The organism is Sphingobacterium arenae (assembly GCF_014692505.1).
Taxonomy (GTDB): Bacteria; Bacteroidota; Bacteroidia; order Sphingobacteriales; family Sphingobacteriaceae; genus Sphingobacterium; species Sphingobacterium arenae.
This window is the reverse complement of the sequence record NZ_JACNYK010000004.1, coordinates 1-13,089: the sequence shown is the minus strand read 5'-3', so window position 1 is coordinate 13,089 and position 13,089 is coordinate 1. Positions and strand designations below refer to the sequence as shown.

The 13,089-nt window shown below is 41.5% G+C and carries 10 protein-coding genes; 9 read left to right on the top strand and 1 reads right to left on the bottom strand.

Features of this window, described 5'->3' with window-relative positions; genetic code table 11:
* The first annotated feature begins 1 nt into the window (after position 1).
* The 5 genes from H8B17_RS14235 (at position 2) to H8B17_RS14215 (ending at position 7,658) form a co-directional block, all read left to right on the top strand.
* Positions 2-646: a hypothetical protein gene (locus H8B17_RS14235; RefSeq protein ID WP_190309905.1), complete on the top strand. Its 645-nt coding sequence runs from the start codon at positions 2-4 to the stop codon at positions 644-646.
* A 66-nt stretch (positions 647-712) separates the two neighbouring features.
* Positions 713-1,507 (top strand): Rossmann-fold NAD(P)-binding domain-containing protein, encoded by a 795-nt coding sequence (locus H8B17_RS14230; protein ID WP_190309904.1) that lies wholly within the window; start codon positions 713-715, stop codon positions 1,505-1,507.
* 191 nt (positions 1,508-1,698) lie between these two features.
* A complete protein-coding gene (locus tag H8B17_RS14225; protein ID WP_190309903.1) occupies positions 1,699-3,942 on the top strand; it encodes an inorganic phosphate transporter in 2,244 nt (747 codons plus the stop codon).
* A gap of 292 nt (positions 3,943-4,234) precedes the next feature.
* A complete protein-coding gene (locus H8B17_RS14220) occupies positions 4,235-4,681 on the top strand; it encodes a protein-disulfide reductase DsbD domain-containing protein (RefSeq protein ID WP_190309902.1) in 447 nt (148 codons plus the stop codon).
* A 28-nt stretch (positions 4,682-4,709) separates the two neighbouring features.
* Entirely contained in the window at positions 4,710-7,658 is a 2,949-nt protein-coding gene (locus H8B17_RS14215; protein ID WP_190309901.1) for a M16 family metallopeptidase, read from the top strand.
* Positions 7,659-7,721: 63 nt separating this feature from the next.
* Here H8B17_RS14215 and H8B17_RS14210 read toward each other — a convergent pair whose 3' ends face one another.
* Positions 7,722-8,180, bottom strand: coding sequence for an Lrp/AsnC family transcriptional regulator (locus H8B17_RS14210; protein WP_223816581.1), 459 nt, complete (start codon positions 8,178-8,180; stop codon positions 7,722-7,724).
* A 154-nt stretch (positions 8,181-8,334) separates the two neighbouring features.
* Between H8B17_RS14210 and H8B17_RS14205 the strand changes: the two genes are divergently transcribed.
* From H8B17_RS14205 to H8B17_RS14190, 4 genes are all read left to right on the top strand, one after another.
* Complete coding sequence (locus H8B17_RS14205) at positions 8,335-9,417, top strand: PLP-dependent cysteine synthase family protein (RefSeq protein WP_190309900.1); 1,083 nt, start codon at positions 8,335-8,337, stop codon at positions 9,415-9,417.
* 63 nt (positions 9,418-9,480) lie between these two features.
* Positions 9,481-11,166: a protein-disulfide reductase DsbD family protein gene (locus H8B17_RS14200; RefSeq protein ID WP_380934652.1), complete on the top strand. Its 1,686-nt coding sequence runs from the start codon at positions 9,481-9,483 to the stop codon at positions 11,164-11,166.
* Between the two features lie 37 nt (positions 11,167-11,203).
* Complete coding sequence (locus tag H8B17_RS14195) at positions 11,204-11,821, top strand: RNA polymerase sigma factor (RefSeq protein WP_190309898.1); 618 nt, start codon at positions 11,204-11,206, stop codon at positions 11,819-11,821.
* A 70-nt stretch (positions 11,822-11,891) separates the two neighbouring features.
* Positions 11,892-13,007: a FecR family protein gene (locus tag H8B17_RS14190; RefSeq protein WP_190309897.1), complete on the top strand. Its 1,116-nt coding sequence runs from the start codon at positions 11,892-11,894 to the stop codon at positions 13,005-13,007.
* Positions 13,008-13,089 lie beyond the last annotated feature (82 nt).

Here is a 13,089-nt window from a genome sequence, read left to right as displayed (position 1 = left end):
CATGATATGGGTAGTGGATGATCAAGAGATCGAGATTCGTTTCAGTGCAAACGACGAAGTTGAAGTACGTCAGTGGAACGAGCAAAAAAAAACCATACAAGTGCCGGTTAATATGCCCAAGGCTGAAGCTGTATGGACAATACGTACCTTTTTACAAACAAGAATTCCAGATCCCATATTTCTTGTAGAGGAGAGATTGGAGGTATTTGATAGATATTGGCCCATAAAACCCTTGCTAAAAAAAAGAGTCTCCTTTATAACAAAAGGTGCGATCCATTGTTACATTAGCGGCCGATATATTTCCACTATAAGAAAGATCAAAATAAAAGAAGAGCTCCTAGAGCAGGCCGTCTTACAACAAATAGGGCAATGGGAAGAAAAGTTGAATTTGCTTATCCCTTCCGTTATTTTTAGAAAGAGCAAAAATAAACCCTATACTGTACATCGAATGCAGGAACGAATTTGTTTCGATAAAGGACTATCTAACCTGTCGTTAGAAGCTATTGGTTATTGTGTATTTAAGGCTGTAGCCAGTTATAGCGCAATAGAAGAGGAAAGGGGGCGAAGATTGATTGAAAAGCATTTTCCGACTTGGAAAACGTTAGAGAAAATTATCACGTATGGTTATAAAATCAACCCATTATAGATAGAAATTTTTTAAAAGATTATTTTAATAAAATTTCAGGTACAGATAAAGCTTTACGCAGAACATATGAAGACGATCCAGTCAAATTTAAATAACTTAAAAGTAGGTATTATCGGTTGCGGATGGCTAGGTATAAGAATAGCTGAAAAATGGCAGAAAAAGAATCATATCTATACCAGCACCACATCAAAAGAAAAAGTAGACCTATTGCGTTTACAGGGTTTAAATCCGATCCTAGTCGATTTCAATTCAGACAACCCCACCGTTGACATCTCCCTCTGGGAAGCCGTGTCTTCGTTGGATGTCTTAATTATCACGGCACCCATTTCTTCCCGCAAAGATCACGATATAGATCATATTAAAAATCGGATTCGAAATCTATCTTCTTTTATAGGAAACTATGACGGCCAATTATTTTTTATGAATTCTACGAGCATTTATCCACATTTACAAAAAGAATTCACGGAAGAAGATGTTCCTGTCGATAAAGTGCTAGCGGAGCAGTTGTTGAGAGCAGCATATCCCCAGGTTAATATATTAAGGCTGGGCGGACTGATGGGAGACGATCGCCAACTAAGTAAATATCCGGTATCCAACCTGCAGGCACCCGTTAATCATATTCATTTTTATGATATTGCTACTATCATCGAGCGCATGATCGAAAACAGATCGTATGCTAAAGTATACAATGTTGTTGCACCTAAACACCCGACTAAACAAGAGGTTATCGCGATGCAGAAGAATCAACCTCCTACGGAAGGTCGATCAGCAATTGGTAGGGTGATTTCTTCCAACAAGTTAATGGAAGAATTGAACTACCAATTTATATATCCCGACCCCCGTTATTTTCATTTACAATGAAGTTTAAAAGGCCATGTTTTTTTATCGGCGGACAAATAATCTAGTTTAAAGGCGTTTCAAATTCTAAAAAATACTGTTGTCCAAACCTTACCATGTTTAATATGTTAATAATATTTAGTTAACAATTACTTAATGTAAAGTAGGTGTTAAATTAATCTAAAATTTACATGTTTGTAACTTAATCTGATAATATGGATTGGTTTTTATTTTTGGTGGTTGTCTTACTCATTTTGGCAGTTGGTGATTTGATCGTCGGGGTCAGTAACGATGCCGTGAATTTTCTAAATTCGGCAATTGGTAGCCGGGTAGCCTCCTTCCGGACAATTATTACATTAGCTGCTATTGGTATCATGATTGGAGCATTTTTCTCCAGTGGAATGATGGAGATTGCGCGAAAAGGAATTTTTCATCCCGAATATTTTACCTTCGATAAGGTGTTATGGATTTTTTTGGCGGTCATGCTAACGGACATTGTACTGCTTGATGTTTTCAACACCCTTGGGTTGCCCACGTCGACCACCGTATCTATCGTATTCGAATTGCTCGGTGCGGCTTGGATGGTCGGTTTGTTGTTTACCATAGAAAAAAATGACCCCGTCTCCGAGAGTCTACAATACATTAATATAGAGAGTACGTTTTCGATTATTTCGGGTATTTTTCTGTCCATTTTTATTGCTTTCACCTCGGGTATTCTCGTTCAATACCTATGTCGGATGGTGTTTTCTTTTCAATATGAAACTCGCTTGGCTCGTTTCGGTGCGCTATTTTCGGGATTAGGGATTACGTCAATCGTATATTTCTTACTGATTAAAGGAATGTCAGGAACAACCCTTTTCAACGCCGGTTTCATCGATTGGGTCCACCATCATACACTTGTTGTACTGGTATGCATTTTTGTGTTTTTTACGCTTTTATGCCTTGCATTGCAACGTCTCTATAAGGTTAATCCGTTGAAGATAGTTGTTTTGGCAGGAACGTTTTCTTTAGCAATGGCATTTGCAGGCAACGATCTGGTCAATTTTATTGGCGTCCCGATCTCCGGACTGGTAGCCTATCAAAACTGGCTCGAAAGTGGTGTAGCGGCAGATCAATTATACCAGACGTTTTTAGCCAGTAGCGATGTCGTTGTTCCTCCCTATATGTTATTTATCGCCGGTTTACTGATGGCGGGGACCATCTGGCTGAGTTCCAAGGCGCGAAAAGTCACGGAAACCGAAGTCAGTCTCGGTAGTCAAAACGATGACGATGATGATAAATTCACACCCAATGCGGTCTCACGGAGTGTGGTCCGTACATCATTTTTATTGGGAAATATATTTTCTGCATTTGTACCTATCAATCTTAAACGTCGCTACAACATCAGTTTTGAGAAAGAAAAACTCCGCCAGGCGACACAAGTTACCAACAACGCACCAGCATTTGACCTCGTCCGCGCTTCCACTAATCTAGTTCTGGCCAGTTTACTTATTGCTTGGGCAACCTCTAAAAAGCTACCGCTTTCTACTACCTATGTAACTTTTATGGTAGCGATGGGAGCCTCGTTAGCCGACAGAGCCTGGGGACGTGAATCAGCCGTATATAGAGTGACGGGGGTGCTTAGCGTGATCGGTGGATGGTTTATCACGGCACTCATTGCCTTCAGCGTTTCCGCAATTTTTGCCTTGATTATCTACAAGGGGGGGATAATCGGGGCGTTGGTACTTATGGGGCTGGTCGTTGTCTACGTTATCGTATCCCACATTAGTTTTGCGAAGAAAGAAAAAAAAGCACAGACAGAGAAGAGTAAGCTTAGTTTGCTTGATGGTGACGATTTGGACGTGTATGTACGCAGCAAGAAAATGACGTTGACCTTCTTGATCGATCTGGCTCAGCAATACAACCAGATTCTCCGGGGTATCAGTGATAATGATGCACATATGTTGAAGAAAACTAGCAAGGAGCTTCAGGCATTGAACCAGTATACAACTAAACTGAAGCGAAAGAGCCTCCGGGCGATTCGCGAGCTCAATACCACCGATCAAAAAACTTCGGAGGTTGTGGTTCATAGCACGGATCTGTTGCAGGATTTGATACAGTCGGCGAATTCTTTGAGTACAGAAAGCCTTCAATATTTTGAGAATCTACATCAGCCGCTGCATCCGAAGTTTACCACGATTGTAGATACATTGAACGTCATGATGCACAATTTTTTTGCACATACAGTAGAAGAATTGAGAAAAGACCAGGGACTGGATATAGATAGCCTGCGCACCAAACGTAATCAGATCCGCGACTATATTAATGTGAATTTTGAGAGGCAGTTGAATATCATCCGGCGAGATAACACAGGAAGCAAGCAGGCACTATTGCAAACTGGGATGTTCTTGCAAAGTCGCGATATCCAAGCCGTATTGTTCCGGATCAGTAAACTTTATGGTCGGTTTGAAAATAATTAAGCTGGCGTGGCGACATATTGCTTCGTTTTTGTCTATTAAAAAGTGACGATAGAGTTATCTAGCGAAATTAACTATTGGGATTCAGCATTGACTAGAGATTTTGTGGATTCAAGCAGAAAAGTATTTCCGAACAAGAAAAATAACATAGTATTTTGCAATAAACCGAAAATTTTACTAAAAATATACGTTGCTATTGGTAATAATTTAGAAAATGAAGAGTTTTGATGAAATTAATATACTCTTTCCGTGATATTTGGAGAGTTCATAAATAACTATCAAACACAAACGTTGTATGAAAAGGTTAACAATTATAACCCTAGCCCTGTTTGCAATAAATACAATTCAGGCGCAGATTTACGATCCAGTTAAATGGGCATTTGCTGCCAAGAAGACCGGAAAAGACGAGGCAGTACTCTTTCTCAAGGCCACGATCGATAATGGATGGAGTATCTATTCGCAACATATCGATGAAGGTGGCCCTGTTCCAACTTCGTTCAGCTTCACACCGTCGGGCGATTTTCAACTTGTTGGAAAAGTACTGGAACCAACACCGAACAAAAAGTTTGAAAAAACTTTTAGCATGCAGGTCTTGTATTTCAGCAAGGAGGTTGTTTTCCAGCAAAAAATAAAATTGAAAAAGGGCCAAACGGTCGTCAAAGGTGCAATCGAATTTATGGTCTGCAACGATCAGCAATGCCTTCCCCCTGATGAAAAGACTTTTGCCATTACTGTAAAATAATTTCCATATCAGAAATTAAAAAAATCCAATGAATATCAAACTTAGTTTTTTTCGCATTTTCGTCCTTTTCATCGGGCTTAGTGTTGTCTTACCTTCTGCTGCACAGAAAAATCACAGCTGGAAAGAGGCAGAAGCCGCGGGGTATACATATCGTTACGTCAGTAATGACCCGATGAATACCCGTTTCTACACATTGAAAAATGGATTTACCGTTATCCTTACAGAAAATACAATTGAGCCTCGTGTAACCGCTCAGATTGCTGTACGTGCGGGTAGTAATAACGATCCGGCAACACATACCGGATTAGCCCATTATCTGGAGCACCTTTTGTTCAAAGGCACCGATAAAATCGGAACATCCGATTGGGTGTCAGAAAAAGTATTATTAGATCAGATCGAAGAGCTGTATGAAACATATACCCGAGAAACCGATGTAGCTAAACGTCGATCAATTTACAAAGAGATTGACCGCCTATCTGTAGAGGCCTCTCGTTACTCGATTGCAAACGAGTATGATAAGCTGATGTCGACGATCGGCTCACAGGGCACGAACGCGCATACTTGGTTTAATGAAACCGTCTACAAAGAAGATATCCCCTCGAGTTCCATCGATAAATTTTTGATGATACAGGCAGAACGTTTCCGATACCCTGTTTTTAGACTGTTCCATACCGAACTCGAGACCGTCTATGAGGAAAAGAATATGAGCATAGACAATGATGGAAGACGTGCCTTTGAAGTACTATTGGCTAAACTTTTTCCAAAAACAAACTATGGACAGCAGACCACATTGGGAACAGTAGAACATCTTAAAAATCCTTCTTTAAAAGTAATTCGTTCATTTTACGATACCTATTATGTCGCCAACAATATGGCGATTGTGCTAGCAGGAGATTTCAATTCAGATGATATGATTAAGAAGGTGGATCACTATTTTGGCTCGTTTCCATCCGGTACGCCCGTATCCGATAGTGATGTTTTAGAGGAGCCAATTCAGGAATCCGCCGTTCTCGATGTTTTCGGACCAAGTGCGCAGTACATGATGATGGGTTACCGTGTAGGTAAAAGTAGCAGCCGGGAGGCTTTGTTGGCCGATGTAGCTTCTTCATTGCTATCCAACGGGAAGGCCGGTTTGATCGATCTAAATTTATCCCAAAAGCAGCTTGTATTGGGTGCGGGGGCGAATGTGAATCAACAGAAAGACTATGGATTCTTTACACTTTATGGTTATCCGAAACAAGGCCAATCATTGGAAGAAGTGCGCTCGCTATTGCTAGAACAGATAGCGCTTTTGAAGAGCGGAGAGTTCGATGCATCATTGATAGATGCCATACGGGCGAATAGTACGCTCTCCTTTTTACAGGGCTTGGATAACAACACGGCACGTACGCAGCATCTGATCACTGATTTTATACGTACAAAAAGTGCAGGTTGGGACAAAGAGGTAGGTTATCTTGATGCACTAGCAAAAATCACCAAAGAAGACATTGTTGATTTCGCTAAGGTCTTTTTTAACGATAACTATGTTGTCATCAATAAAAAGCAAGGAGAGGCCGGTGATATCGTTAAAGTAGAAAAGCCGTCGATAACCTCCGTTAATACCAATGCAGACAAGCAGTCCGCGTATTTAAACGAGATAGCCGCAATGCCATCATTACCCGTCCAACCAGAATGGTTAGATTACAAACACGATATCCAACGGGAAAAAGCGGGCAAAGCAGAAGTATACTACGTTCAGAATAAGGATAATCAGCTTTTCCGACAAACATTTCTTTTTGAAATGGGAAGCTGGAACGACAAATTGCTACCCTTAGCAGGAAATTATCTTTCCTATCTCGGTACTGATAAAATGACAGCAGCGCAGGTACAAGAGGCTTTCTACAAATTGGCCAGTAACTATAGTATAAATATCGGCACCGAAGAAACACGTATTACGCTGACCGGCCTGCAGGAAAATTATAGCGAAGCGATGTTGTTGTTTACCGATTTGCTACAGAACTGTAAAGTTGACCCAGTAGCCTTGGATAATCTCAAAAAAGACATATTGCAGCAGCGGCAAAATAATAAAACCAATAAACGCAATATTATGCAAGGTTTGATGAGTTACGCAGCGTATGGCGCTGAAAATCCATTCAACGACCAACTCTCTACGGCGGAATTAACCGCTATAACAGGGGGCGATCTGGTCGCGCTGCTACATAATCTATTGAATTACGAGCACAAAGTTGTCGCTTACAGCCCCCTGAATTTAACACAGTATACGGCGGAACTTAGCCGGTATCACCGATCCCCAGAATCTTATAACAGCATACCTGCAAAACGACAGTATACGCGCTTAGATCAAACAGAGAATATAGTACTCTTCGCTGATTATGATATGGTACAGGCAGATATCAGTTGGTATAGAAAAGGAAGCGATTATCAGGCCGACAAAGAGGCTAGCGTAGCACTTTTCAATAGTTACTTCGGGGGCGGAATGGGCTCCATTGTTTTCCAGAATCTACGTGAAGCGAAAGGGTTAGCCTATACAACCTATGCAAGATATTCATCTCCAGCGAAGAAGGAAGATCCTTTCGCAGTATCTGCGTTCATCGGCACGCAATCAGACAAAATAAGTGAGGCCGTAGCGGGGATGAATGCACTATTGAATACATTGCCCCGTTCAGAAAAAGCATTTGATACCGCCAAGAAGAGCTTCCTCAGCGATATCGAAACGCAACGGATCAAAAAGGATGTAATCATCTTTAGTTACCTGCAGAATCTTAAAAAAGGGATCGACTATGATCGGCGTAAAGATTGGTATAGCCAAGTGAAAACGATGTCGTTTACCGATATCGAAAAAGTTCACCAAACGGAGTTGGCTAATAAACCGTATACATATTGTATTGTCGCTTCCGAGAAAAATATTACAGATGAGCAGCTTGATCATATCGGAAAGCTTAGAAAGTTAAGCCTCGAAGAAATATTCGGATACTAAAGCTTGTCCACCGATTTTAAACAAAAGAGAGTGTCATTAATAAAAAGGCACTCTCTTTTTAAGTTATATCGGATAAGCCGTTTCACTTTTCGTTTCAGACAGCACAAAATAAGTCTGTACCGTATTGACCTGCGGTAATACTGCCAGCTTATACCGTAAGAATTGATGATATGCTTCCATATCCCTCGTCGCGATGCGCAACATGAAATCATATGAGCCTGCCATCTGATAGCACTCCATCACTTCCGGAAATTTCGCAACTTCCTTTTCAAATTCGTTTAGTACTTCGGCGGTATGTGCTTTCAAAAATACTTGAGAGAAAGAAATGAGGTCGATTCCTACCTTTGTGCGATCCACTATAGCTACCGTACGTTTTATATATCCATTTGCCTTTAATTTTTTCACTCTTTCATGTACTGCTGCAATCGATTTATTAAGGTGATAGGATAGTTCTTTGTTGCTGAGCGAAGCATCTTTTTGCAATAGACGTAACAGCTTAATGTCCACATTGTCAAGTTCCATTATATGTTTTTCTTGATTTAATGTTTCAAATATATGAAAAAATGAAATAATTATTGTTTAATTATTATTTTCAGTTTTTTTTCTTAAAATATACGTTGAGTGTTGAATATTATTTTGTTTAATGCAAATTTTGTAAGATAATTATTTGAATACGATGGAAGAGTTAATCAGTGAATGTCTGTCTCCGAAACTGGATAGTAAATTTAAACACCTATGGTGTCTGGTAGGTAATACGCCGATGCTAGCGTTACAATATATTTACCAAGGTCGGCCAGGAACCATTTATGTGAAGTGCGAAAATTATAATTTAACAGGCAGTATCAAGGATAGAATGGCTTTGTATATTTTGTATAAAGCCTATATGAATTGTGCAATACGTCCAGAGGATATGATTGTCGAAGCCACAAGTGGAAACACCGGGATAGCTTTTTCTGCTATTGGTAAGGCCCTAGGTCACCCTGTTAAGATCATTATGCCCAATTGGCTGAGTAAGGAGCGTATTGATATCATCAAGAGTATGGGCGCAGACATACAGCTGGTCAGTAAAGAGGAGGGAGGTTTTCTCGGTAGTATCCGGTTGAGTGAGGAATTGGCAGCAAAAGGGGGGGTATTTCTTCCGCGCCAGTTTGAAAATCAGTACAACGCTGAAGCACACGAGTTAACTACCGGCCGAGAAATTGCATCGCAATTGGAATCGGTCGGTAAAATAGCAGATGCTTTTGTGGCGGGCGTGGGAACAGGTGGTACGGTAATGGGCGTTGGAAATTATCTTCGCCAAATAAACCCCGCTGTGAAGGTACATCCTCTAGAGCCAGCCGAAAGTCCAACCTTGACGACAGGATATAAAGTAGGATCCCATCGTATACAGGGGATTTCGGATGAATTTATTCCCGCTATTGTCAAGCTTGATCAATTGGACCAAGTCATTCAAGCTTCGGACGGTGATTCAATTCTCATGGCGCAAAAACTGGCAAAACAGCTGGGACTTGCAGTGGGTATATCATCTGGAGCAAATGTGATCGGCGCAATTAAATTGAAAGAACAGCTGGGGCCGGATGCAACAGTTGTAACGCTCCTATGTGATGACAATAAAAAATATCTAAGTACAGATTTGGTTAAAGAAGAGCCTGTTCGGGATAGCTTTATCACGGCAGACGTAGATTTTGATGGATTCCATCCCATCAGCCGGCTTACACAGTCTACAATTTCACTTCCGACATCTGCTTCACTTTCATAACTTTTTCAAAAAAACCTAAAGCGTATGTATAGCATAAGTAAGCTTCTTATAAGTTTAGTCCTGATGATTCCGCTGATCATATTGGGTCAAGAAACGGACACGCTGATCTCATCCGAAGGGATTGAATTTACGGAGAGCACGGCTGATAATGAGCCGGCTTATATGGGAAGCGACAGCCTGTTGGAAGTTCCGGAAGACCTGATCTTCGAGGAAGGAACATCGAGCAATGATACCGCGGTCAGCTTGCCAGCTGGTGCTCCGATGCAGTCCGTAGATGTCGGTACAGAGGCTGGACAGTCCCTATGGGGTATCTTCATTGCCGGGTTGCTCGGTGGGTTCGCAGCCTTTATTATGCCCTGCATTTTCCCTATGGTGCCACTTACGGTCAGTTTCTTCACCAAGAAAGGGGGCTCCCGTGCCAAAGGCGTATCACAGGCACTCCTATATGGTCTGTTTATCATCGTCATCTACGTGGCCCTCGGTATGCTCATCACCATAGCCTTTGGCTCCGATGCGCTCAACGCCCTTTCTACGAATGGTATATTCAACTTCCTGTTCTTCTTGATACTGGTTATCTTCGCGGCTTCTTTCTTCGGGGCGTTCGAGCTCACCCTGCCAAGCTCCTTTGTGAATAAGATCGATGCACAGTCCGATAAGGGAGGATTACTAGGGTTGTTCTTCATGGCCTTCAGCCTTGCCTTGGTATCCTTTTCCTGTACTGGGCCGATTATCGGTACGTTGCTCGTAGAGGCAGCCTCCAAGGGAGCGCGACTAGGACCAGCCATTGGTATGCTAGGTTTCTCCATCGCCCTAGCGATTCCGTTCGTGCTCTTCGCTGTCTTCCCCTCCATGCTGAAATCCCTGCCCAAGTCGGGGGGATGGCTGAATAGTGTTAAAGTAGTATTGGGTTTCCTAGAGCTCGCATTGGCACTTAAATTTCTTTCCAACGTGGATTTAGCTTACCATTGGAACTGGTTGGATAGAGAAGTTTTCCTTGCACTGTGGATAGCGATCTTTGGGCTCATGGGGCTCTACTTGATCGGCAAGATAGGCTTTGCGCATGATAGTCCACTAGCTCACCTTTCTGTACCACGTACGATCCTGTCGGTCATCGTATTTGCTTTTGTAATCTATATGGTACCCGGCTTATGGGGGGCACCATTGAAGTCGATATCTGCATTCCTGCCACCATCGGCAACACAAGATTTTGATTTGTCTACAGTGGGCTACGGAACCCCGAGCACTACAAGTTCCACTACTACCGGTAAGCAAAAGAAATACTATGAAATCTTTCATGAGCGGGGTACCCCCAAGGGCTTTGACCCGTACTACGATTACCAAGAAGGACTGGCCGCGGCAAAAGAACTGAACAAACCCGTATTGATCGACTTCACAGGCTGGAACTGTGTGAACTGCCGGAAGATGGAAGCTAACGTATGGACCGATCCAAAAGTGGCAATGCTGCTTCGTGAAGAATTCGTTATGGTGGAACTGTTCGTGGACGACAGAACAGAGCTATCGTCAGACGAGCAATACGTCTCATCGTATTCAGGCAAGCATATCCGTACGATCGGCAACAAGAATAGCGATTTTCAGGCTTCTTCGTTCAATAACAACTCGCAACCACTATATGTAATTGTAGATACCGACGGTAATGTGCTGATACCGCCCAGCGGGGCAGATTATGACGTGAACAGTTATGCCGCTTATTTGCAGAAGGGTATTGCTATTTTTAAAGATGATTTGTGATCATTGTAAATGTACTTCATCAACCCTTTTGCATTTTATGGGAGAATCAGGTAAATTTACATTTCAGATAGAAATGAACAATCCGTATAAATATGTTGAAGATGGAGAACTGGCGAGGCAGATAAGCTCGGGAAATCATTGCGCTTTCGAAGAATTATTTCATCGATACAAAGAACGGCTGTACGGTCATGCATACCGTATGATTCCGGATACTGAAATTTGTAATGATATCATACAGGATATATTTATTGCTGTCTGGACGAAACGCAGATCTTTTATTATAAAAACATCTGTTGTCGCTTACCTGACACAGGCTGTAAAGAATCGCGTTTTAGATCATATAAGCCATCAAAAAGTGGTCGAACATTATTTAGAAGAAATCTATGATTTCGAGAAAAATGGAAGATGTTATACGGAGGAATCAGTATTGGAACGCGAATTGATAGCCTTGATTGATAGTGAAAAATCGGAATTACCACCGCGAACCAAAGAGATTTTTGAATTGAACCGCGAGCAGCAGCTTAGTTACAAAGAAATCGGCCAGCTACTAGATATTTCCGAAAAAACAGCCAAGAAGCAAGTACATAATGCACTCCGATATTTACGTGCAAAATTAACCACCCTACTTTTTTCTTTTTTAATTTTATTTTTTTAGTACTCCCTTTTCCTTCTTTAGCCGTCTACTTTATATAGCCGCTGAAATGGCGGATTAGACCTAATTAAAGATGGACAAAAAAGAAATTTTAAATCTATTCGCGCGATACCGCGCAGGGGAGACATTAAGCAAAGAAGAGCAACTCTGGTTAGACAGTTTTTATTTGCATCGGGGAAAAGAATCCATCCACGAATTAATTGATTCCGATCTCCAAAAGCATCTGGTTGAAGTTGAATCTGTAATTCGAGAAAAAACTTCCAGACCGAGATCAATTAGGCTTCTAAAGGCGCGATACGGTATAGCGGCCGCTGTTGTGCTATTTGTCTTGTCTGCATCGCTGTATCTCTATCGTACAAATACTTTTGCAGATACCCCAGCTGAACAGCGTGTACTATTTGAAAATATTACGGCAGGAACGGATAAAGCCATTCTCGAGTTAGCAAATGGAGAACAATTCATACTGGATGGCAGCGAGAGCTTATCCGTCCACAATGGCGGTATTCTTCTCGGAGACCGCCGAATAAATTTGCGTAATCAGGGATTGGTATCGACAACATGGAATACCCTTCGTACACCAATAGGAGGACAGTTTAAAGTCGTATTAGAAGATGGTTCAACTGTATGGCTTAATGCCGGATCTCAACTTCGTTATCCTACACAATTTGAGGAGGATAACCGAGAAGTCGAGCTAATAGGAGAAGCGTATTTCGAAGTAAGTCCGAACCCCAGAAAACCATTCCTCGTCCATACAAAAGACCAGCAGATTGAAGTATTAGGAACCGGCTTCAATGTCAGTGCATATCCAAATAATCCGGCCGAAACAACATTGGCGCATGGTAAGGTCAGGGTTGACCAAAAAAATGCCAGTAGCGGACATTCGGTAACACTGAAACCAGGGGAGCAGGTTATTTCTGCTCAAGACGGTTTACAACATAAAATTGCAGATGTCGAGCAGATTATTTCTTGGAAGAATGGGATCTTCAGTTTTAAGAGGAGTAATCTGCAGGAAATTACGACTGAACTTGAACGTTGGTACGATGTCAAATTTATTTTTGAAAATAGATCTATACCCACTAAGCAGATCACCGGAGAAATTTCCAGAAACGTCAATTTGTATGATATTGTAGAGATACTCGCTTACTGTAAATCGTCAGCAAAAAGTGGACACGATAATTTAAAAACTTAAGGAGTGTTTTCATCAAAAACGTTAGATTTAATTATGGGAACATCAAAGAAGAAGAGCACGGAATCATTTGTAAAAGACATTC

Excerpts from the sequence above, each read along its gene's own strand:
- H8B17_RS14235 (WP_190309905.1), top strand. The coding sequence starts at position 2 with ATGATATGGGTAGTGGATGATCAAGAGATCGAGATTCGTTTCAGTGCA.
- H8B17_RS14230 (WP_190309904.1), top strand. The coding sequence starts at position 713 with ATGAAGACGATCCAGTCAAATTTAAATAACTTAAAAGTAGGTATTATC.
- H8B17_RS14220 (WP_190309902.1), top strand. The coding sequence starts at position 4,235 with ATGAAAAGGTTAACAATTATAACCCTAGCCCTGTTTGCAATAAATACA.
- H8B17_RS14190 (WP_190309897.1), top strand. The coding sequence starts at position 11,892 with ATGGACAAAAAAGAAATTTTAAATCTATTCGCGCGATACCGCGCAGGG.
- H8B17_RS14195 (WP_190309898.1), top strand. The coding sequence starts at position 11,204 with ATGGGAGAATCAGGTAAATTTACATTTCAGATAGAAATGAACAATCCG.
- H8B17_RS14225 (WP_190309903.1), top strand. The coding sequence starts at position 1,699 with ATGGATTGGTTTTTATTTTTGGTGGTTGTCTTACTCATTTTGGCAGTT.
- H8B17_RS14210 (WP_223816581.1), bottom strand. The coding sequence starts at position 8,180 with ATGGAACTTGACAATGTGGACATTAAGCTGTTACGTCTATTGCAAAAA.
- H8B17_RS14205 (WP_190309900.1), top strand. The coding sequence starts at position 8,335 with ATGGAAGAGTTAATCAGTGAATGTCTGTCTCCGAAACTGGATAGTAAA.
- H8B17_RS14215 (WP_190309901.1), top strand. The coding sequence starts at position 4,710 with ATGAATATCAAACTTAGTTTTTTTCGCATTTTCGTCCTTTTCATCGGG.
- H8B17_RS14200 (WP_380934652.1), top strand. The coding sequence starts at position 9,481 with ATGATTCCGCTGATCATATTGGGTCAAGAAACGGACACGCTGATCTCA.